The following is a 20,527-nucleotide window of genomic DNA, read 5'->3' on the forward strand; positions in this document are numbered from 1 at the left end:
CCCCCAGGGGGGCGACCCCAGCGGCCCGGCAGAGCCGGTTCCGCGGCGTCCGCTTGGAAATGCCCGGCCAACGCCCTGTCGATATGGAGAGCGACTTGAATGGCTTGCTGCTGTTCGCGCACGGCGCGCGGGACCCCGCGTGGGCGCGACCGTTCGAGGCCGTCGCGCGCCGCTGCCGAGATGAGCGGCCCGCCGCATCCGTCGAGCTCGCCTTCCTCGAGTTCATGAGCCCGGGCCTCGTCGAGGCCGGCCGGCGCCTGGCCGCGGCCGGCTGCACCGAGGTCGACGTGCTGCCGCTGTTCCTCGGCGCCGGCGGCCATGTGCGCAAGGACGTGCCGGTGCTGCTGGCCCAGCTCGAAGCCGAGCAGCCGCAGGTGCGCTGGGTGCTGCATCCGGCGATCGGCGAAGCCGCCGCGCTGGTCGACGCGATGGCCACGATCGCCCTCGACGCCGCCGCCCTGCCCGTGCTGCCCACCCGATGAACCTGCACCAGTTCCGCTTCGTCCAGGAGGCCGTGCGCCGCAACCTGAACCTCACCGAGACGGCGAAGGCGCTGCACACCTCGCAGCCGGGCATCAGCAAGGCCATCCTCGAGCTCGAGGAAGAGCTCGGTGTCGACATCTTCGCGCGCCACGGCAAGCGCATCCGCCGCGTCACCGAGCCGGGGCAGCTGGTGCTGAAGTCGATCGAGGTCATCATGCGCGAGGTGGCCAACTTGAAGCGAATCGGCGACGAATTCTCGAAGCAGGATGCCGGCACGCTGTCGATCGCCACGACGCACTCGCAAGCCCGCTACTACATGCCCGAGCCGGTGGCGCAGCTGCGGCGCCGGCTGCCGAAGGTGCAGGTGGTGCTGCACCAGGGCACGCCGGCCGACGTCGCGCGCATGCTGATCGACGACGTCGCCGAGATCGGCCTGGCGACCGAGTCGCTGGTGGATGTCGACGGCCTCGTGACCCTGCCCTGCTACCAGTGGCAGCACGTGCTCGTCGTGCCGTCGGGCCATCCGCTGGCGCAGGTCGAGCGGCCGACGCTGGAACAACTGGCGGCCGAGCCGCTGGTCACCTACCACCCGACCTTCAGCGGCCGCTCGCGCATCGACGCGGCCTTCGCGCGCGCACGGCTCAAGCCGAACATCGCGCTCGAGGCGATCGATGCCGACGTCATCAAGACCTACGTGCGCCTGGGCATGGGCGTGGGCATCGTCTCGGAGATGGCGGTGCGCGACGACCCGCCCGGCGGCGACCTCGCCTGGCGCCCGACCGGCCACCTGTTCGGCGACAACACCTCGCGCGTCGCGTTCAAGCGCGGCGCCTACCTGCGCCACTTCGTCTTCGCCTTCGCCGAGCTGCTGTCCAACCGCCTGACGCGGCCGCTGATCGAGCGCGCCATGGGCGGCGATGCCGACACCTACGACCTTTAGCGCACCTTTAACGCGAGGCGCCGGTGGGGCCAGCCTTCTCCATCCCCGCGTCGTATCGCCCATCCCGCGCCGCGCCGTTCAGCCGCGCGCGATGAAGCAGCGCCGCCTGCGCCGCGCGCAGGTTCCCGGCCGAGCCCTTCCACGCCTGCAGCACCGGCTCCTGGAGCGCGCGGCCATACGAGAAACTCAGGCCCCAGGGCTGGGGCCCCTGGCGGTTGATGGCGTCCAGGTGCACCGTGGCCTCGGCCGGCGTCTGTCCGCCCGACAGGAAGAAGACGCCCGGCAGCGCTGCCGGCAGGGTTCGCCGCAGCACCTGCACGGTCTGGGCGGCCACTTCGGCCGGCGGCGCCTGGCGGGCCTGCTCCTGGCCGGCGACGACCATGCTCGGTTTCAGCAGCGTGTGCTCCAGCACCACGCGGTGCCGATGCAGGGCGTGGAAGAGCTCGTGCAGCACGTCCTGCGTCACCTCGGCACAGCGCTCGATGCTGTGGTCGCCGTCGATGAGCACCTCGGGTTCGACGATGGGCACCACGCCGGCTTCCTGGCAGATGGCCGCGTAGCAGGCCAGCGCATCGGCATTGGCTTCGATGGCCAGCCGGCTGGGCAGCGTGTCGGAGACGTTGTAGACGGCGCGCCATTTCGCGAAACGCGCCCCCTGTTCCTTGTAGCCGGCCAGGCGCTTGGCCAGGCCGTCGAGTCCCTGCGTGATCTCGTCGCCCGGCGCATGGGCGAGCGGGATCTTGCCGGCATCGACCTTGATGCCCGGCACGATGCCCTGGCGCGCAGCCAGCGCAGGCAGCGGCGTGCCGTCGTCGGCGCGCTGGCCCAGCGTCTCCTCGTAGAGGATGACGCCGCTGATGTGCGCACCGAGCCCCGGTGTCGCCAGCAGCAGGCTGCGGTAGGCACGGCGGTTCTCCTCGGTCGATTCGACGCCCACGGCCTTGAAGCGTTTGGCGATCGTCGGCCCGCTCTCGTCGGCCGCCAGGATGCCCTTGCCCGGTTGGACCAGCGCGTCTACCGTGGCCTGCAATTCATCGCGAATGTCCATGCGCAACCTTCGATCAAGTGTGGGGGAGCGCGCGAGTTCAGCCGGCGCGCGCGGCCCTGACCCGCACTGGCGCGGCGGGCCGCTTGCCTGCGACGGGTCTGGCCGCCGGGGTTGCTTTCGTGGCTCTGGCCGTGCCGGCCTGGCGCACCTTGGCGATCTCGTCCAGGCCCTCGGCGGCGCCTGCCAGGATTTGCTTGACGGCATGCATGGCGAGCTTGCCGATGTCGCTGGCCGTGAGCAGCGCCACCTGCACCGTGGCCTTGGCGATCTCGGCGACGTTGCCGCCGCTTTCCCTCACGCCGGCGGCGATGCCTTCGATCGCGCGCCGCGCCACCAGCGCGACGTCGGCGCCCACCTTGTGTGCCTGCTTCATCGCTGTCTTGACGATCTCGGCACCGGCCTTGCCGATGTCTCCCTGCGCGTCGTGCACGCCCACCACGGCCCCGCGCGACACGCCCTTGATGCTGACGGCCAGTTCGGTGCCGGCCTGGCCCGTGGCCTGGATGGCGCCGGTGACCACGTCGCGCACGACGGAGCCGAGGTTGTGGCCCACCGCGCCGCCCGCGTGCAGCGCATCTGCCACCGTGCGGCGCACCAGCCGTGCGATCTCGCGTTCGATCTTCTCCAGGCCCTTCATGCTGGTGGAGATGCCCTGCTTGACGGCACTGCCGGCCGCGCCCAGCGGCGGGACCGCGCGCTGGCGTGGCCGGGCCGTGCGCTTGGGCGCCGCGCTGCGCTCGGCGGCAGCGCGGCGATTGCCTGGGGCTTGTCTGGTCGCCATCTTGGCTTCTCCTGTAGATGAAGCGGCTCGGAGTGAGCCATGCACGGTAGCGACCGGCGCAGGGCGAACGATTGATGAAGCGCAATCGGACTTGCGCTCAGGCGTGGTCCATAGTTCGGTCTGGCGGCGAAATCGCCGACCGCCCCGGACCTTCCGCGTGACCCCGATGACCTCCCCGACCGCTATGAAAACGCCCCACCCACCGAGCCGCCTGCCGAACGTCGGCACGACGATCTTCACCGTGATGTCCGCGCTGGCCGCCGAACATGGCGCGGTCAACCTGGGCCAGGGCTTCCCGGACTTCGACTGCGATCCCCGCCTGGTGGAGGCGGTGTCGCAGGCGATGCGCGAAGGCCTCAATCAGTACCCGCCGATGACCGGCGTGCCGGCGCTGCGCGAGGGCATCGCCGCGAAGATCGCCGCGCTCTACCACCACCGCTACGACGCAGGCACCGAGATCACGGTCACCGCCGGCGCGACGCAGGCCATCCTGACCACGGTGCTGGCGATCGTCGGCCCGGGCGACGAGGTCATCGTGCTCGACCCGTGCTACGACAGCTACGTGCCGAGCATCGAGCTGGCCGGTGGCGTGGCGGTGCGCGTGCCGCTGACCTCGGGCAGCTTCCGCCCCGACTTCACGGCCATCGGCGCGGCGATCACGCCGCGCACGCGTGCGCTGATCGTCAATACGCCGCACAACCCGAGCGGCACCGTGTGGCACGCATCCGACCTGCGCGCGCTGGCCGAGCTGCTGGCGCCGACCGAGATCGTGCTCATCGCCGACGAGGTCTACGAGCACATGGTCTATGACGGCGTCGCGCATGCGAGCATGTCGACGGTGCCCGAGCTCGCGGCGCGCAGCTTCGTGATCTCGAGCTTCGGCAAGACCTACCACGTGACCGGCTGGAAGGTGGGCTACGTCGCCGCGCCGGCGCCGCTGATGGCCGAGTTCCGCAAGGTGCACCAGTTCAACGTGTTCACCGTCAACACGCCGATGCAGCACGGCCTCGCGCGCTACCTCGCCGACCCCGCACCCTACCGGGAGCTGCCGGCCTTCTACCAGGCCAAGCGCGACCTGTTCCGCGCCGGCCTGGCCGGCACGCGCTTCAAGCTGCTGCCCAGCGAAGGCAGCTACTTCCAGGTCGTCGACTACAGCGCGATCAGCGCGCTGTCCGAAGCCGACTTCTGCCGCTGGCTGACCACCGAGATCGGCGTCGCGGCGATCCCGCTGTCGGCCTTCTACGGCGATGGCCGCGACCAGGGCCTGGTGCGCTTCTGCTACGCCAAGCGCGACGAGACGCTGCGCAGCGCGCTCGATCGGCTGTCGCGGCTGTAGAGGCCGGATTCAGCGGCTGCGCCGCGGGGGCCGCGTCAGCGGCTGCGCCGCAGGTGCCCCGACGCCGGCGGCGCCGCGTCGCCGTCGTCGGCCGCGCTGATGTCCAGGTCGAGGGCCGAGTGCGTCGTCGGCCGCTCGGGCACCGAGCCCGACGCCAGCACCATCGTCTTCTCGCCGATCAGCGACAGCCGCGGCAGCACCTCGGTGCGGTCGAACAGCGTGCCGACATCGTCGGGGCGCTGCAGCGCGGCCTCCAGCGGCAGCAGCAGGTCGACGTCGATGCGCGAGGGCTGCGCATCGTCGGCCAAGTCGCGTGCGATGCCGTAGACGAGCAGCAGTTCGCGGTAAGCGGACAGGTCGAAAAGCTCGCCGTCGTCCTTGCGGAACAGCAGCGCCTCGAGCTCGGCCATCGCGTCGATCGGCCGACCCCACGCGCGCTGCAACCGGGCGATCACCTGCGGATAGTCCTCCAGCAGGCGGCCCTGCAGCAGGTCGCTGTCCCAGGCCGGGGCATAGGCGTTGAAGCGTTGGTTGAAGCGCGAGCGGGTGCGTTCGTAGGCCTCGCGCTCGCCACGCCGGCGCTGGATCTCCAGCAGCTTCAGGTACGGCAGCGGGCTGATGCCGCCGCTGTCGCGCAGGTGCGCCATCAGGAGGTCGATCGCCGCTTCGTCCTGGCCCAGCACGATGAAGAACTCGGCCTGCTGCTCGAGGTCGATCAGTTCCTCGGCCGACATCGGGCGCGGCGGCGGGCTGGTCTGGCTCCAGGTCGCGGGCTCCGCGGCCACCGGCGCCTGCAGCGTCGGCGCGACGCTCGGCGGCGTGTCGTCGAAGAGCCGCAGCGACGGCTCGGAATCGTGCTCCAGCGCGAGGTCGAGGTCCAGCGGCGCCGAGGCGTGGCTCAGCGGCGAACCGCCGGCCTGGCCGGTCGGCTTCCCGGCCGCTGCATCGTCGGGATCCGGCTGGGCGTCGGCGAGCACCGCCGCGGCATCGGCGTACCACTTGTCCTCGGCTTCGCGACGCACCCGGCGCACCCGCAGCGCGAGCCAGGCGGCGAGCAGCGCCAACGCGACGACGGCGATCACCAGGGGCGCGGTCCAGCGGGTCGCCGCCTCGCGCATCGACGCGCGGGCCTGCAGCTTCTGCACCTCGTCGCGCTGCTGGCGACTGTCGGCCAGCAGGCGCTCGACCTGGTCCTCCAGGCCCTTGATGCGCGCGGCCGCCGCCGACGCCGCCTGGGCGGTCGCAGCGGCCGATTCGGCCGCGCTGGCGCGCTGCTCGGCCACCGCCGCGGCGACGGCCTTGGCCAGCAGGTCGGGATCGGGGGCCTCCAGCGACAGGCGCGGAACCGGCGCGGCGGCCGTCAGGCGCGAGGCCGCCGGCGCCGTCGACCCCTTCCGCGCCGCACGGGCCGCCGCCTTGCGCGACGGCGAGGCCACGGGGGCGGTGCGCGGCGCAGTGTTGTCGCTGGCCCGCGACGTGGCCCGCGGCACGGTCGGCTGGGCGGACCGTGGCAGCGGCGCGCGCAGCACCGGCGCAGGCCGGGCGGTCGCCACGTCGGCCATCGGCGGCTCGGCCGCGAGATTCGGCGGGTCGGCGAAGGCGGTGAAGCGGCGCGTCAGGCGGGTGCCGCAGGTGTTGGTCACCTGCACCGTCACGACCGGTTCGTCGACCGCCACCAGCGAGATCACGCGCAGCACGCGCTCATGCGCATCGGCACCGGGCTCGACGCGCCAGCGCAGGCGGTCGGCGCCGATGCGCTGCTCGCCGAAATGCGCTTCGGCCTGCACGCAGGACGGATCGAAGGACTCGTCGGGCTCGACGCGCAGCGGCAGCGCGAAATTCAGCGGGCTGCCGAGCGCGACCTGCGCCGGCGGGCGCCCGAAGCCGATGGCCTGCGCTGTCGTGGCGGCCACCAGCAGTGAGAGGGCGGACAGCACGAGCCCCAGCGGGGGAAGCGGATGCATGCGCAGGGGGGTCGCGGGGCGGGCGGGCGGTGCCGGGAGGATCGTTTCGACTCTAGCACGAAGAGTTACAAATCACGGTCCGGCGCCCCGCTCGCACCAGCGTCGGCGCGGCGTTGTTCACGCCGCGCCGCGCGACGACGGGTCAGCGGTCGTAGCCCGGCGACTGGCGGTCGAGCCGCCGCAGCAGCCCGGGCCACGACAGCGCGCCGGCACCCTGCCCGCGTGTCACCGTCGCGGCCTGCTGCATCGCGGTCGAGATGATCTCCGGATGCACCTTGACCAGCGGCCCGCCGCCGGCCTGTGCGCGGACCTGGATCATGCAGACGGTCTCGAAGAAGTACATCGCCAGGAACGCGTCGGCGACCGTCGGGCCCACCGTCAGCAGCCCGTGGTTGCGCAGCATCAGGTAGTGCTTGTCGCCGAGATCCTGCACCAGCCGCGGCTTCTCGTCGTCGCGCAACGCCACGCCTTCGTAGTCGTGGTACGCGAGGCTCGCGAGCACGAAGATCGAGTGCTGCGACAGCGGCAGCACGCCGTCCTTCTGCGCCGACACGGCGATGCCGTTGATCGAGTGCGTGTGCAGCACGCAGTGCGCGTCATGGCGCGCCGAATGCACCGCGCTGTGGATCGTGAAGCCCGCGGGGTTCACCGGGAACGGCGAGTCCTCGAGCTTGTTGCCCTGCTGGTCGACCTTGATCAGGCTCGACGCGGTGATCTCCTCGAACATCAGTCCGTACGGATTGATGAGGAACTGGTCCTCGGTGCCCGGCACGCGCACGCTGATGTGGGTGAAGACGAGGTCGTCCCACTTGAACAGCGCGACCAGCCGGTACGCGGCGGCGAGGTCGACGCGCGTGCGCCATTCGGCCTCGGTGTACTGGTCGCGGCGGGAGGGCAGATCGAGCGGGGCTGCGGGCATGGTGTTGTCTCCTGGATGAACGACGATCAGAGGTCGCTCATGGACAATAGGCAGTCGATGTTCGCGCTGCTGTCGCGCCTGGGACAAGCCATGAATACCCCGGTACTTACACTTGAAGAGCGTCACAACATCGAGTCCGCCTCGTGGTTCTCCAAGCTCTCCCAACCGCTGCGCAATGCGATCCTGTCGCGGGCGTACGTGCGGAGATTGTCGGACGGCGCACCGATGGCCTCGCGCGGCACGCCGGCCGAGGAATGGTGCGGTGTCGCGAAGGGCGCGGTGCGCGTGTCGCTGGTGTCGCTGTCGGGCAAGCAGGTCACGCTGACCTACGTCGAGCCGGGCACCTGGTTCGGCGACATCGCGCTGTTCGACGGCCTGCCGCGCACGCACGATGCCGATGCGCATGGCGAGACCACGCTGCTGTGCGTGCGCAAGCCCGACTTCAAGGAACTGCTCGCGCAGCACACCGAGCTGTACGAGGCGCTGCTGCGCCTGAACTGCCGCCGCCTGCGGCTGCTGTTCAACCAGTTCGAGGACCTCAATACCAAGCCGCTCGCCGCGCGCCTGGCCAAGCAGATCCTGCTATTGGCCAAAAGCTACGGCATCGAGCAGGGCCAGGAGATCCGCATCGGCCTGCAGCTGGCGCAGGAAGACCTGGCGCAGCTGCTGGGCGCGTCGCGCCAGCGCGTGAACCAGGAGCTCAAGGGCTTCGAGCGCGACGGTGCGGTGCGCGTCGAGCCGACGCGCCTGGTCGTGCTGTCGCGCGAGAAGCTGCTGGCGATCTCGGAAGACCGCTAGCCACCACAACAGAGGTCGATCACGACCTCCACGGAGACTGAAGCGATGGAACAGTTCACCGGCACGCGCACGGTGTCGTCGCAGCATGCCTTCGACGTCGAGCGCCTGGAGACCTGGCTGCGCGCGCAGCTGCCCGGCTTCGAGGGCCCGCTGTCCGTCGAGCAGTTCAAGGGCGGCCAGTCGAATCCCACCTACAAGCTGATCACGCCGGCCAAGAGCTACGTGATGCGCAGCAAACCCGGGCCGGTGGCCAAGCTGCTGCCGTCGGCGCATGCGATCGAGCGCGAGTTCCGGGTGATGAGCGCGCTGGCGCTCACCGGCGTGCCGGTGGCGCGCATGCACGTGCTGTGCGAGGACGAGGCCATCATCGGCCGCGCCTTTTACGTGATGGAGTTCGTCTCCGGCCGCGTGCTGTGGGACCAGTCGCTGCCGGGCATGAGCAACGAGCAGCGCGGCGCGATCTACGACGAGATGAACCGCGTCATCTCGACGCTGCACTCGGTCGACGTCAAGGCGGTGGGCCTGGCCGACTACGGCAAGCCCGGCAACTACTTCGCGCGCCAGATCGGCCGCTGGAGCAAGCAGTACCAGGCCTCGGTGACGCAGGACATCCCGGAGATGACCCGCCTGATCGACTGGCTGCCCGCGAACATGCCGGCCAGCGCGATGGACGAGACCCAGGTGGCGATCGTGCACGGCGACTACCGCCTCGACAACCTGATCTTCGACCCCGAGCAGCCGCGCATCACCGCCGTGCTCGACTGGGAGCTGTCGACGCTGGGCCACCCGCTGGCCGACTTCAGCTACCACTGCATGGCCTGGCACATCCCGCCGGGCACCTTCCGCGGCATCGGCGGGCTGGACTACGCGTCGCTCGGCATCCCGTCCGAACGCGAGTACATCCGGCGTTATTGCGAGCGCACGCGCCGCGGCACGCCGGAGGAGCTGCTGGCCGACTGGAACTTCTACCTGGCCTACAACCTGTTCCGCCTCGCGGCGATCACCCAGGGCATCGCCAAGCGCGTCGTCGACGGCATCGCCGCCAGCGCGCAGGCCCGCGCCACCGGCGACGCGACGCCCAAGCTCGCGCAGATGGCCTGGACCTTCGCGCAGCAGGCCTGAGCCCCCTGACACATTCACGTCCGATCCACCGACCGACATCGAAAGGTTGTCCATGGACTTCAGCTACACCCCCAAGACGCAGGCCTTGCGTGAACGCGTCATGGCGTTCATGGACGAGCATGTCTTCCCCAACGAGCAGCGCTACCACGACGAGCAGGCCGCCAACACCGCCGCCGGCACGCGCTGGAAGCCGCTGCCGGTGATCGAGGAGCTCAAGCCCAAGGCCCGTGCCGCCGGCCTGTGGAACCTGTTCCTGCCGGAAAGTGAATACGGCGCCGGCCTGTCGAACCAGGAGTACGCGCCGCTGGCCGAGCTGATGGGCCGCGTGCTGTGGTCGCCCGAGGTCTTCAACTGCTCGGCACCCGACACCGGCAACATGGAAGTGCTGGTGCGCTATGGCACCCCGGAGCAGAAGAAGCGCTGGCTCGAGCCGCTGCTGGCCGGCGAGATCCGTTCCGGCTTCGCGATGACCGAGCCGGCGGTGGCGTCGTCCGACGCGACGAACATCGAGTCGTCGATCCGCCGCGACGGCGACTCGTACGTCATCAACGGCCGCAAGTGGTGGACGTCCGGCGCCGGCGACCCGCGCTGCAAGATCCTGATCTTCATGGGCAAGACCGATCCGGAGGCGCCCCGGCATTCGCAGCAGTCGATGATCCTGGTGCCGATGGACACCCCGGGCGTGAAGATCGTGCGCCACCTGCCGGTCTTCGGCTGGGACGACGCGCCGCACGGCCACATGGAGATCGACTTCAAGGACGTGCGCGTGCCGGCGAGCAACATGCTGCTCGGCGAAGGGCGCGGCTTCGAGATCGCGCAGGGCCGCCTCGGCCCCGGCCGCATCCACCACTGCATGCGCACCATCGGCGTCGCCGAGCGCGCGCTGGCGTACATGTGCAAGCGTGCGACCCAGCGCGTGGCCTTCGGCAAGACGATCGCGCAGCAGACGGTGACGCAGGAACGCATCGCCGAAGCCCGCTGCATGATCGAGCAGGCGCGCCTGCTGACGCTGAAGGCGGCGTGGATGATGGACGTGGCCGGCAACAAGGCGGCGAAGGCCGAGATCGCGATGATCAAGGTCGTGGCGCCCAACATGGCGCTGCAGGTCATCGACTGGGCGATGCAGGTGCATGGCGCCGCGGGTGTCTGCGAGGACTTCCCGCTGGCCCACAACTACGCGCAGGTGCGCACGCTGCGCTTCGCCGACGGCCCGGACGAAGTGCACCGCAACGCGATCGCGAAGATGGAGCTCGGCAAGTTCTCCTGATCGGCCCGGCCCGCCGCCGGGCGGGTCACTCGTCGTCGGTCGGTCGCGACGGTGGCCAGACCGACGGCCGCAGCGTGCCGGTCGCGCCGCCGGCCGACGCATCGGTCCAGTCGCGCGCCAGTTGCCGCGCCACGGGCACGATGCGCTGGAACACCTCGTGCCAGCGCGTCAGCGCCTCCGGGTCCGGCGCCGCCATCGCGGTGCGCATCGTCAGCCGCCCGCGCATGATGGCCGCCACCACCGGCTGGTGCGAGGGCACGCCCTCCATCGTGCCGGCCAGGGCGTCCTCGAGCCCGCTGCTGAGCCACAGCTGCAGCCACGGCTTCACGCTGGCGACGGCCGCGTAGCGGTCCTTCAGCTTGCCGAGCTCGCTGCCGGTGAGCTTGGGGAACATCACCAGCCAGCGCATCTCGGGCGGCGTCTCGGTGTCGATGCGGGTCTGCACGTCCTCGACGTACTGGTCGAAGACGGCCTTCTCCATCACCTCCATCAGCTCGCGGTTCAGCACCAGCACGAGCATCTCGCGCGGCGTGCCGATATCGGCCGACAGCCGCAGCTCGCGGCCCTCGATGTAGCTGCGCTGGGAATCGCCCCATTCCATGCGCCACGTGGTCTCGGGCGTCGCGTTCGTCGGCTCGATGGTGCAGCCATCGGCATCGCGCACGCGCTTGAGCTGCAGTCCGCGCTTGTCTGCCCACTCCTGGAAGGACGACACATCGGTCGACTTGGGGCCTTTGCTCCACAGACGCCGCAGCGATTCCAGCATGGTTTAGAGTCAGCCTCGCATGCGGCCGATGAGGGGACAAGAATGATCGAAGTGTATTCCTGGGCCACGCCCAACGGTCACAAGGTTCACGTCATGCTCGAGGAATGCGGCCTGTCCTACCGCGTTCATGCGGTCGACATCGGCGCCGGCGAGCAGTTCGATCCGGCCTTCCTCGCGATCAGTCCCAACAACAAGATCCCGGCGATCGTCGATCCCGACGGCCCCGACGGCAAGCCGATCCACCTGTTCGAATCCGGCGCGATCCTGCTGTACCTGGCCGCCAAGACCGGCAAGTTCCTGCCCGACAGCGTCGCCGGCAAGTACGAGGTGCTGCAGTGGCTGATGTTCCAGATGGGCAGCATCGGGCCGATGCTGGGCCAGGCGCATCACTTCCGCATCTACGCGCCCGAAAAGCTGCCCTATGCCGTCGAGCGCTATACCAACGAAGCGAAGCGGCTCTACGGCGTGATGGACAAGCGGCTGGCGAAGTCGAAGTACCTCGGCTGCGCCGAGTACTCGATCGCCGACATCGCGGTCTTCCCGTGGCTGCGTTCGTGGAAGAACCAGGGCATCGACTGGAAGGACTTCCCGTACCTCAAGGGCTGGTTCGACGAGATCGGCAACCGCCCGGCGGTCAAGCGCGGCGTCGAGGTGCTGGCCGAGCGCCGCCGCCCGCTGACCGACGACCGTTCACGCAGCATCCTGTTCGGCGACGAGCAGTACAAGCGCCACTGAGCGGCGCTCCCGCGCGCGGGCGTGCGCACGCCGCGCAACAATGCACCAGCGCCGACTGCACCGCGGGCACCGCGAACTCGCGGCCGATCAGCGCACGGGCGAACAGGTAGTTGTTGCGCGCGCGCTCGCTCAGCGCGTTGAGGTCCACCGCACCGCCCGCATCGCACGGGAAGGCCAGCCCGCGGCCGACGTGGAACAGCGACTCGAAGCGCAGTTCGTAGCGCGGAGCCTGATCGATGCGATGCGCAGCCATGCGGACCTCCTGTCGACCTCGACCGCTCCTGATTGACCGGTCGATGGCCACAGCATCGGCCGCCCGCGTTTCGACCGGATGTCGTCTGCGAACTGCTTCGCTACGTTTGTAGCGCGCTTCGTTTCAAGGACTACGGGCAGCTCAGCAACGAGCCCTGCACGCTGCAGATGCCGCGCGGCCCGACCAGGCTGCCACCGAGGCGGTTCAGCCGCGAGCCGTCGCTGGCCCAGCAGCCGCTGGTGTCGCAGCTGGTGATGACCACCGGCGCGGCAGGGCGCGGGATCGTCACGGCCGGCACCGGCACCACCAGCGGCCGGGCCGGGCGCGTGGCATCGTCCGGCCGTGGCGGGGCGAGCGCCGCCGGCGGCTGCATCGAGGCCGTCGGTGGCGGCGGATCGCCACTGCCGCCCAGACAGGCCGTCGCGGCATCGCGCCGCAGCGCCCTCACCTGCTCCAGCGTGCGCTGGGCGATCGCCGCGCCACCCGCGGAAGCCGCCTCGCGGGCCGCGATCGCCTCCGCCTCGATGCGTTGCAGGGCCTCGAGCGCGGTACGGCAGGCTGCGGTGCCGGGACCGGCGTCGCGCGGCGCGGCCAGCGCGACGCCGCCGGCCAGGGCCAGCCAAGAGGCGGCCACCCGGGCCCAGGCGCTGCACGAAATCATCCCGCTTCGAGCCGTGCGCCCCGGCTTCGTTCCGGCCGATCGCCTGCGCGCTCCTAGAATCCGCGTCCGGCTGCCCGTAGCTCAACTGGATAGAGCAGCTGCCTTCTAAGCAGCAGGTCGGGGGTTCGAGTCCCTCCGGGCAGGCCAGCGACGCGCGACCGCTGCGCCGCATCGTTCGTCAGCAACGCTCGTTGGTGCAGGGTGCGGCGGCGAATTCGCAGGCCACGGCCGGCGCCTCCGCGCCCTAGACTGCCCGCCGCCGGCCCGTCCTGTTCCTCCCTCCCTTTGGGGTCGGCCTTCCAGCCGCCAGGCGCCCCGTGCGCCTGGCGGCATTTTTCCGCCCGCGGCTCAGGACGGCAGCGTGTTGTGCATGCTGGTCGCGGCGATCGCCCCGTGCCCCACCGCCACGGCCAACTGGTCGAGCGCGCTGACGACGTCGCCGGCGGCCCACAGCCCCGGCACGCTGCTGCGGCACTGCGCATCGGCGACCACGTTGCCCATCGCATCGAGCGTCGCGCCCAGCTGCTGCGCCAGCCGCGCGCGGGGCCGGGTGCCCAGCGCCGCGTAGACCACGTCGGCCTCGACCGGTTCATGGCCTTCGCGATGCAGGCGCACGCCCCCGCCGGCGGCGCACTCGATGCGCTGCAACGTCGCTTCTTCGCTGGCCACGCCGGCCTCCTGCAGCGCGACGCGCAGCCGCGCGTCCGCCGCCCCTTCCCCGGGACCGGACATCAGCCGCAGGTGCTCGCTGAACCGGTGCAGGAAACGCGCAACACGGGCGCCGTGATCGCCGCGGCCGATCACCACCATGCGCCGGCCGCGGAACTCGTGCGCATCGCAGACCGGGCACTGGCGCAGCAGACCGCGCTGCCGCAGGTCATCGACACCGTCGACCGCCGGCTCGCCATCGACCACGCCGGTGGCCAACAGCACCGTGCGCGCCCGGATCTCGCCGCCGCGACTGCACTGCGCGGAGAAGTGGCCATCGTCGTGGCGGGCGAGCAGCGTCACCTCGTCGGCGGTCAGCTCGCCGTCGGCCTCGCCCAGCTGCTCGCGCATGCGCTCGAGCAGCCGCTCGCCCGACACGCCGTGCGGGAAGCCAGGGTAGTTGTACGTTCGCGGAATGCGCATCGCCCGGCTGGCGCCGGCATCGATCAGCGCGATGTCGCGGTGCAGGCGCTTGAGGTAGATCGCCGCCGTCAGGCCCGCCGGTCCAGCGCCGATCACCAGGCAGTCGAGCATGCGACCGTCCTAACGTGCTGTCGACGTGGAAGCTGCCGGGGTGGCATTGAGCGCTGAAGGGCGCGTCTGGTGGCATCCATGGACCGCGCTCGGCAAACGAAGTGCCCGCGGACGGTGGCGGCACGGTCGTGAAGATGGTCGGGGTGACATGATTCGAACATGCGACCCACTGCTCCCAAAGCAGTTGCGCTACCAGGCTGCGCTACACCCCGAAGCTGCGGATTCTAGGCCCTGGCCCGGGTGGCGGTCCGCCCGGTGGCGGGAAACGCGCGCCGTCAGGCCGGTTCGGCCATCACGACGATGCCGTCGGCGTCGGCGTAGAGCCAGTCGCCGGGGCGCACCCACTGGCCCTGGATCTGCACCGGCACGTCGGCCTGGCCGGGCGCCTTGCGCTCGGTGGGCAGCGGCATCAGCGCGAGCGCGCGGATGCCGAGCTCGGTCTGGCGCAGCTCGGCGACGTCGCGCACGCAGCCGTCGACGACGATGCCGGCCCAGCCGTTGCGGGCGGCGGTAGCCGCGAGGTTGCCGCCGACCAGCGCCCGGCGCAGCGAGCCGCCACCGTCGACCACCAGCACGCGCCCGTTGCCGGGACTTTCCACCGCCGCCTTGACCGAGGTGTTGTCCTCGAAGCACTTGACGGTGGCCACCGCACCGCTGAAAACGGCGCGGCCGCCGTAGTCGTTGAACACCGGCGGCAGCACGCGGAAGCTGCCGTCGCTGTCGTTCTTGTGCAGGTCGCACAGGTCGCAGGTGGCGAGCAGAGGCATGTGATTCTCTCTCCGAGGCGAAGGGTCAGCGCCGGATCATAGGGTGGCGCCGGGGCGCCGCCGGCGGCTGCGCTCAGGCGTTGGTGATCTTGCGGATCGGCGGCTTCACGTCCTCGGCCCGCGGCGGCAGCATCACCTGGTGCTCGCGCGGGGCGTTGAGGATGATCGAGGTCGAGGTCTCGGCCAGCAGGCAGAAGCGGGTGACCACCGCGTCCAGGTGCGGCACGTCGATCACCGCGATCTCCAGGATCCAGCTGTCCTCGCCGGTGACGTTGAAGGCATTGATGACCTCCGGCGTCTCCTTGATCAGCTTGACGATGCGCGCGTACTCGGCGCGGGCGACGCGCACGATGGCGCGGATGCCGTAGCCGAGCGCCGTGAGGTTCACCGTCGCGCGGTAGCCGCCGATCACGCCGGCGGCTTCGAGCTTGCGCACGCGCTCGGTGGCCGCCGGCTGCGACAGGTGCACGCGGCGCCCGAGCTCGGCCATCGAGATGCGGGCATCGGCCTGCAGCTCGGCGAGGATGCGGGTGTCGTAGGCGTCGAGGGCGATGGCTTCTGGCATGTTCAAAGCGTAGCCAATCTTCCGGCTTGAAATCAACGGTGAAAGCGCCAGCAAATCTGCAGAATCCGCTGGAGCGGCGGCAGGACCGCTTTTACGATTCAAGGCCTATGATCTCCGCCCTCGCCGCCTCCGCCCGCTCCGGCCTGTCCCCGCTGATCCTCGCCTGCCTCGCCGCCACCTGGCTGGTCTGGGGTTCGACCTACCTGGCCATCAAGGTCGCGCTGGTCAGCCTGCCGCCCTTCCTCCAGATGGGCTCGCGCTTCGTCGTCGCCGGCGCGCTGCTGTTCGGCTGGATGGTGTTCCGCGGCGCGCCGCTGCCGAGCGCGAAGCAATGGCGCAACGCGCTGATCGTCGGCAGCCTGATGCTCGGCGGCGGCATGGGCGGCACCGCGCTGGCCGAGGTCAGCGTCGGCTCGGGGCTGGTGGTGGCCTTCATCGCGGTGGTGCCGCTGATGATCGCGCTGGCGAACCGCGTCTACGGGGTGAAGCCGGCGCGCGGGGAGCTGGCGGGCATCGTCGTCGGTCTCGCCGGCGTGCTGCTGCTGACGCAGGGCGCGGGCTTCCAGGCCTCGCCCGCCGGGCTGGCGGCGATCTGCATCGCCTGCCTGACGTGGTCGATCGGCAGCGTGCTCAGCCAGCAGAGCCTGCCGCTGGCGCCCGGCGCGATGGGCTTCGCCAGCGAGATGCTGTGCGGCGGGCTCGTGCTGCTGGGGCTGGCCTTCGCCACCGGCGAGTCGCTGCCGGCACAGATCGAGCCGCGTGCGATCGCCGCCTGGGTCTACCTGGTGGTGGCCGGCTCGCTGATCGCCTTCAACGCCTACATGTACTTGCTCGCCAACACCTCGCCGGGCCTGGCGTCGAGCTACACCTTCGTGAACCCGGTGATCGCGATGCTGCTCGGCGTCGCGCTGGCCGGCGAGCGCATCACGCCGGCCGAATGGCTGGCGGCCGGCGTGATCCTGGCGGGCGTGGTGCTGCTGCTGCGGGCGAAGCAGCGGGCCTGAGGGCACGGGTGCGGCGGTCGGTGACTGCGGACGCTGGCCGCGTCCTTCGGTCGTCAGGCGGCGCGGCTCAGCGCTTGGGCATCATGCCCCACAGCATCGTGACGAAGCGATCCGGCGGCAGGAAGCCGCCGCCCCAGACCGCATCGAACTCGGCGGTCGGCTTCGACGCGATGACCTCCTCCAGCTTGCGGCCGGCCTGCGCCTTCAGGCGGTCGCCGATCGTCGCCAGCATGTCGCGATAGGCCTTCAGGTCGGCCTTGCTCGCGAGCGGACCGTGGCCGGGGATGATCTTCGTCTCGTCGTCGACCAGCGCCAGCACGCGGTCGCAGGCGGCGATCACGCCGTCCAGCGTGCCGCCGCTGCTGGCGTCGATGAACGGATAGAGCCGGTTGAAGTAGACGTCGCCCATGTGCACGACCTTGCTCTGCCGGAAGTGCACGATCGCGTCGCCGTCGGTGTGCGCGGCCGGCACGTGGAACACCTGCACGTCCTCGCCGTTGACGTGGAAGGCGACGTCGCTGGTGAAGGTGACGACCGGCAGCGCGGCTTTCGGCGAGGCCTTCACCGCGGTGGAGCTGCCGACGAACTGGATCACCTGGTCGGCGGACATGCGCCGGCGCACGTTGGCATGCGCGACGATCGCCGCGCCGCCCTTGCCCAGCGCCTCGTTGCCGCCGGTGTGGTCGTAGTGCCAGTGGGTGTTCAGCACGAAGCGCACCGGCTGCTTCGACAGCGTGGCGATGGCGGCCTGGATCCTCGGCGCCAGCGGTGCGAACTGGTCGTCGACGATCAGCACCGCATCGTCGCCCACCGACACGCCGAGGTTGCCGCCGGCGCCGGTCAGCATGTAGGTCGAGCCGGCGAGCTTCTCGATCTTGATCTCGACCTTCGCCCAGTCCTGCTGCGCGAGCGCCGGCGCCGGCATCAGCGTCGCGAAGGCGATGGCGGCCGCGGCGGCCCAGGTGCGTGCGTTCATCGGCGTCTCCCCGTGGGTCGTTGTGCGGAAGGCGTTCAGTGGCCCGTGCGCTGGCGCGCGGCGTCGCGGATGGCGCTCAGCGTCGTGCGCGAGGTGCTGACGTCGGCATCGAGCTTCAGGTGAATCAGCATCGGCGCGCCGGGCCGCAGCGCCTCGGCGAACGCGGCTTCGAAGTCCTCGGTGCGGTTCACGCGCGCCGAACGCCAGCCGTAGGCGGTGGCGAGCGCCGCGAAGTCCGGGTTGAACAGATCGCTGCCGCTGACGCGGCCCGGGTACTCGCGCTCCTGGTGCATGCGGATCGTGCCGTAGGTGCCGTTGTCGACCACCAGACTGACCAGCCGGCCCGCGCCGCGGTTCGCACCGTAGCCGGTGGCGGTGGCGAGCTCCTGGCCGGTCATCAGGAAGTCGCCGTCGCCGGCGACGTTGACCACCGTGCGCTCGGGATGCAGCAGCGCCGCGGCCACCGCGGCCGGCACGCCGTAGCCCATCGCGCCCGAGGTCGGCGCCAGCTGCGTGCGGCCATGGTGCTGCAGGCCGTGGTAGCGCACGTAGCGGTGCAGCCAGCCGCTGTAGTTGCCGGCGCCGTTGGTGTAGACGGTGTCGGCCGGCGCCAGGCGCTGCACGGTCTTCATCACCACCGCCATGTCCAGCGGCTCGACGGGCTGCGCCGCGTGGTTGGCCTCGTAGTCGGCATGCGCGGCCTCGGTCCACGCGGTCCACGGCAGCGACGGGGGCGCGGTCAGCGATTCCAGCGCCTTCGCGGCGGCCGGCATCGCGGCCTGCAGCAGCAGGTCGGCGGCGTAGACGCGGCCGAGCTCCTCGGGGCCAGCGTGGATGTGCACCAGCTTTTGCTTGGGCCTCGGCGGTGTCAGCAGCGTGTAGCCGCTGGTCGTCATCTCGCCCAGGCGCACGCCGAGCGCGATGACCAGGTCCGCGTCCTTCACGCGTTGGGCCAGCTTCGGATTGATGCCGATGCCGACGTCGCCGGCGTAGAGCGGATGGCGGTTGTCGAACGTGTCCTGGAAACGGAAGCCGCAGCCGACGGGCAGCTGCCAGTTCTCGGCGAAGCGCTCGAGCGCCTTCGCGCCCTCGGCATCCCAGCCGCTGCCGCCGGCGATGACGAAGGGCCGCTGAGCCTGCAGCAGCATCTCGCGCAGGGTGCGCAGGCCGCCGGGCGCGGGCCAGGCCTGCGCGGCCTCGGCGCGCGGCAGCACCGCGGCGGCGGTCGGCTGCGTCAGCATGTCCTCGGGCAGCACCAGCACCACCGGGCCGGGGCGGCCCTGCAGCGCGGTGTGGAAGGCGCGGGCCACGTACTCGGGCAGGCGGTGCGGGTCGTGCACCTCGCCGACCCACTTGGCCATGCCCAGGGTGCCCGGGCCGAACATCTGGCGGTAGTCGACCTCCTGGAAGGCCTCGCGATCGCGCTGGTCGCTGGCGACCTGGCCGATGAACAGGACCATCGGCGTCGAGTCCTGGAACGCAGTGTGCAGGCCGATGCTGGCATTGGTCGCGCCCGGGCCGCGGGTGACGAAGCAGATGCCGGGGCGGCCGCTGAGCTTGCCCTGCGCCTCGGCCATGAAGGCCGCGCCGCCCTCCTGGCGGCAGGCGATGAAGCGGATGCGGTCGCGGTGCTGGTGGAAACCGTCCAGCACGGCCAGGTAACTTTCACCGGGGACGCCGAACGCGGTGTCGATGCCTTGTTCGATCAGGCATTCCACCAGCGCGTGGCCGGCGAGGCGCGAGGTCATGGGGCTGTTCTCTCGTGAAGAAGAGGCGCGATTATCGGCGCGCCCCGCCCCTCGAAAGTTCAACCGCCGACCAGCGACGCGTAGCGCGCGAGATCGACGTTGCCGCCCGACAGCACGATGCCCACGCGCAGCCCGCGGATGTCGCCCAGCGCACCGCTGAACGCCGCCGCGGCGCCGAGGCATCCCGTCGGCTCGAGCACCAGTTTCATGCGCGATCCGAAGAACTTCATCGCGTCGATCAGCTGCGGGTCGGTGGCCGTGACGATGCGCGTGCCCAGGTGCTGCAGCACCGGGAACACATGCCGGCCGAGGTTGCGGCTCTGCGCCGCATCGGCGATGGTCTTCGGCGTCTCGATGCGCACGATCTCGCCGCGTTCGAGACTCTGCTGCCCGTCGTTGCCGGCCTCCGGCTCCACGCCGATCGCCTTCGCCAGCGGCGCGGCACCGCTCAGCGCGGTGGCACAGCCCGACAACAGGCCGCCGCCGCCCACCGGTGTCACCAGCAGGTCGAGCCCGCCGCTCTGCTCGATCAGCTCGAGCGCGGCGGTGCCCTGCCCCGCCATCACGTGCGGGTGGTCGAAGGGCGGCACCGGCGTCGCGCCGGTCTGCTCGACCACGCGCTGCAGCACCTGCTCCGGGTCCTCGGCATAGCGGTCGTAGCCCAGCACCTCGGCGCCGTAGCCCTGCGTCGCGGCGCGCTTCATCGCCGCGGCGTCGTGCGGCATCACGACGGTGGACTTCACGCCCAGCAGCTGCGCCGCCAGCGCGATGGCCTGGCCGTGGTTGCCCGACGAAAAGGTCACGACGCCGCGCCGGCGCTGCTCGGGCGTGAACTGCGCGATCGCGTTGTAGGCGCCGCGCAGCTTGAACGCGCCGATGCGCTGCAGGTTCTCGGGCTTGAAGAAGAGCTGCGCGCCGGTTTTCGCGTCGGCCGTGCGCGAGGTCATCACCGGCGTGCGGTGCACGATACCGGCCAGGCGCCGCTGGGCCGCGGCGACGTCGTCGAAGGAGATGGCAAGGGTGGTCATGGGACGTGACCCTAGCCGCGCTCGGCGCGCTTGAAACTGTGTGGTCCGCGTGGACCACACAGTGCGTCGCGGCAGCGGGCCGCTTGTACCTTCACGTGAAGCGCTGCTGCACGCACGATGCACC

Annotated in this window: 21 protein-coding genes and 2 tRNA genes; 10 read left to right on the plus strand and 13 right to left on the minus strand. The window is 70.8% G+C overall.

Annotated elements, in window-relative coordinates:
- Positions 1-95: 95 nt before the first annotated feature.
- Together P1K89_RS28680 and P1K89_RS28685 are read left to right on the plus strand one after the other, a co-directional pair.
- Positions 96-482, plus strand: coding sequence for a sirohydrochlorin chelatase (locus P1K89_RS28680; protein WP_284619968.1), 387 nt, complete (start codon positions 96-98; stop codon positions 480-482).
- Positions 479-1,423, plus strand: coding sequence for a CysB family HTH-type transcriptional regulator (locus P1K89_RS28685; RefSeq protein WP_284619969.1), 945 nt, complete (start codon positions 479-481; stop codon positions 1,421-1,423). The genes P1K89_RS28680 and P1K89_RS28685 overlap by 4 nt, the downstream gene beginning before the upstream one ends.
- 7 nt (positions 1,424-1,430) lie before the next feature.
- Here the strand turns inward: P1K89_RS28685 and P1K89_RS28690 are convergent, their stop codons facing one another.
- A complete protein-coding gene (locus P1K89_RS28690) occupies positions 1,431-2,471 on the minus strand; it encodes a class I fructose-bisphosphate aldolase (RefSeq protein WP_284619970.1) in 1,041 nt (346 codons plus the stop codon).
- A gap of 37 nt (positions 2,472-2,508) precedes the next feature.
- Positions 2,509-3,108: a hypothetical protein gene (locus tag P1K89_RS28695; RefSeq protein ID WP_284619971.1), complete on the minus strand. Its 600-nt coding sequence runs from the start codon at positions 3,106-3,108 to the stop codon at positions 2,509-2,511.
- A gap of 328 nt (positions 3,109-3,436) precedes the next feature.
- Between P1K89_RS28695 and P1K89_RS28700 the strand changes: the two genes are divergently transcribed.
- Entirely contained in the window at positions 3,437-4,588 is a 1,152-nt protein-coding gene (locus P1K89_RS28700; RefSeq protein WP_439898047.1) for a pyridoxal phosphate-dependent aminotransferase, read from the plus strand.
- Between the two features lie 35 nt (positions 4,589-4,623).
- Here the strand turns inward: P1K89_RS28700 and P1K89_RS28705 are convergent, their stop codons facing one another.
- Positions 4,624-6,552, minus strand: a complete 1,929-nt coding sequence (locus P1K89_RS28705; protein ID WP_284619973.1) for a type IV pilus assembly protein FimV — start codon at positions 6,550-6,552, stop codon at positions 4,624-4,626.
- Between the two features lie 142 nt (positions 6,553-6,694).
- On the minus strand, positions 6,695-7,471 hold the full coding sequence (locus P1K89_RS28710; protein ID WP_284619974.1) for a class II aldolase/adducin family protein: 777 nt from the start codon (positions 7,469-7,471) through the stop codon (positions 6,695-6,697).
- Positions 7,472-7,561: 90 nt separating this feature from the next.
- Here P1K89_RS28710 and P1K89_RS28715 point away from each other — a divergent pair, with 90 nt between their 5' ends.
- From P1K89_RS28715 to P1K89_RS28725, 3 genes are read left to right on the plus strand one after another with little or no spacing between them, the layout of a single operon-like run.
- Positions 7,562-8,269: a Crp/Fnr family transcriptional regulator gene (locus P1K89_RS28715; RefSeq protein WP_284620102.1), complete on the plus strand. Its 708-nt coding sequence runs from the start codon at positions 7,562-7,564 to the stop codon at positions 8,267-8,269.
- Positions 8,270-8,314: 45 nt separating this feature from the next.
- The gene (locus tag P1K89_RS28720; protein ID WP_284619975.1) at positions 8,315-9,391 is read left to right on the plus strand and encodes a phosphotransferase family protein; all 1,077 of its coding nucleotides are present in this window, start codon (positions 8,315-8,317) and stop codon (positions 9,389-9,391) included.
- A gap of 52 nt (positions 9,392-9,443) precedes the next feature.
- Positions 9,444-10,658 carry an acyl-CoA dehydrogenase family protein gene (locus P1K89_RS28725; RefSeq protein WP_284619976.1) on the plus strand — a complete coding sequence of 405 codons (1,215 nt, stop codon included), beginning with the start codon at positions 9,444-9,446 and terminating at the stop codon, positions 10,656-10,658.
- 25 nt (positions 10,659-10,683) lie between these two features.
- On the opposite strand, the gene P1K89_RS28730 is transcribed toward P1K89_RS28725, so the two are convergent.
- Entirely contained in the window at positions 10,684-11,424 is a 741-nt protein-coding gene (locus P1K89_RS28730; protein ID WP_284619977.1) for a hypothetical protein, read from the minus strand.
- Positions 11,425-11,466: 42 nt separating this feature from the next.
- Here P1K89_RS28730 and P1K89_RS28735 point away from each other — a divergent pair, with 42 nt between their 5' ends.
- Complete coding sequence (locus P1K89_RS28735; RefSeq protein WP_284619978.1) at positions 11,467-12,159, plus strand: glutathione S-transferase N-terminal domain-containing protein; 693 nt, start codon at positions 11,467-11,469, stop codon at positions 12,157-12,159.
- A gap of 40 nt (positions 12,160-12,199) precedes the next feature.
- Complete coding sequence (locus P1K89_RS33315; RefSeq protein WP_350082345.1) at positions 12,200-12,448, plus strand: hypothetical protein; 249 nt, start codon at positions 12,200-12,202, stop codon at positions 12,446-12,448.
- A gap of 94 nt (positions 12,449-12,542) precedes the next feature.
- Here P1K89_RS33315 and P1K89_RS28745 read toward each other — a convergent pair whose 3' ends face one another.
- Positions 12,543-13,073 (minus strand): hypothetical protein, encoded by a 531-nt coding sequence (locus P1K89_RS28745; protein ID WP_284619979.1) that lies wholly within the window; start codon positions 13,071-13,073, stop codon positions 12,543-12,545.
- Positions 13,074-13,143: 70 nt separating this feature from the next.
- Here P1K89_RS28745 and P1K89_RS28750 point away from each other — a divergent pair.
- A tRNA-Arg gene (locus tag P1K89_RS28750) sits at positions 13,144-13,220 on the plus strand.
- A 201-nt stretch (positions 13,221-13,421) separates the two neighbouring features.
- Here P1K89_RS28750 and P1K89_RS28755 read toward each other — a convergent pair.
- The 4 genes from P1K89_RS28755 to P1K89_RS28770 all read right to left on the minus strand — a co-directional run bounded on the left by P1K89_RS28755 (position 13,422) and on the right by P1K89_RS28770 (position 15,647).
- A complete protein-coding gene (locus P1K89_RS28755) occupies positions 13,422-14,315 on the minus strand; it encodes an NAD(P)/FAD-dependent oxidoreductase (RefSeq protein WP_284619980.1) in 894 nt (297 codons plus the stop codon).
- Positions 14,316-14,450: 135 nt separating this feature from the next.
- Positions 14,451-14,527, minus strand: a tRNA-Pro gene (locus P1K89_RS28760).
- A 63-nt stretch (positions 14,528-14,590) separates the two neighbouring features.
- Positions 14,591-15,082, minus strand: a complete 492-nt coding sequence (gene rraA / locus P1K89_RS28765; protein ID WP_284619981.1) for a ribonuclease E activity regulator RraA — start codon at positions 15,080-15,082, stop codon at positions 14,591-14,593.
- A gap of 73 nt (positions 15,083-15,155) precedes the next feature.
- Positions 15,156-15,647 carry an Lrp/AsnC family transcriptional regulator gene (locus tag P1K89_RS28770; protein WP_284619982.1) on the minus strand — a complete coding sequence of 164 codons (492 nt, stop codon included), beginning with the start codon at positions 15,645-15,647 and terminating at the stop codon, positions 15,156-15,158.
- A 107-nt stretch (positions 15,648-15,754) separates the two neighbouring features.
- Between P1K89_RS28770 and yedA the strand changes: the two genes are divergently transcribed.
- The gene (gene yedA, locus P1K89_RS28775) at positions 15,755-16,651 is read left to right on the plus strand and encodes a drug/metabolite exporter YedA (RefSeq protein WP_284619983.1); all 897 of its coding nucleotides are present in this window, start codon (positions 15,755-15,757) and stop codon (positions 16,649-16,651) included.
- Between the two features lie 67 nt (positions 16,652-16,718).
- Here the strand turns inward: yedA and P1K89_RS28780 are convergent, their stop codons facing one another.
- The 3 genes from P1K89_RS28780 to P1K89_RS28790 are packed head-to-tail and all read right to left on the minus strand — an operon-like array spanning position 16,719 to position 20,403.
- Positions 16,719-17,627 carry an MBL fold metallo-hydrolase gene (locus P1K89_RS28780; protein ID WP_284619984.1) on the minus strand — a complete coding sequence of 303 codons (909 nt, stop codon included), beginning with the start codon at positions 17,625-17,627 and terminating at the stop codon, positions 16,719-16,721.
- Positions 17,628-17,662: 35 nt separating this feature from the next.
- Positions 17,663-19,375 (minus strand): thiamine pyrophosphate-binding protein, encoded by a 1,713-nt coding sequence (locus P1K89_RS28785; protein WP_284619985.1) that lies wholly within the window; start codon positions 19,373-19,375, stop codon positions 17,663-17,665.
- A 59-nt stretch (positions 19,376-19,434) separates the two neighbouring features.
- Positions 19,435-20,403 (minus strand): threo-3-hydroxy-L-aspartate ammonia-lyase, encoded by a 969-nt coding sequence (locus P1K89_RS28790; protein ID WP_284619986.1) that lies wholly within the window; start codon positions 20,401-20,403, stop codon positions 19,435-19,437.
- Positions 20,404-20,527: the final 124 nt, after the last annotated feature.

The organism is Aquabacterium humicola (assembly GCF_030167915.1).
Taxonomy (GTDB): Bacteria; Pseudomonadota; Gammaproteobacteria; order Burkholderiales; family Burkholderiaceae_C; genus Pseudaquabacterium; species Pseudaquabacterium humicola.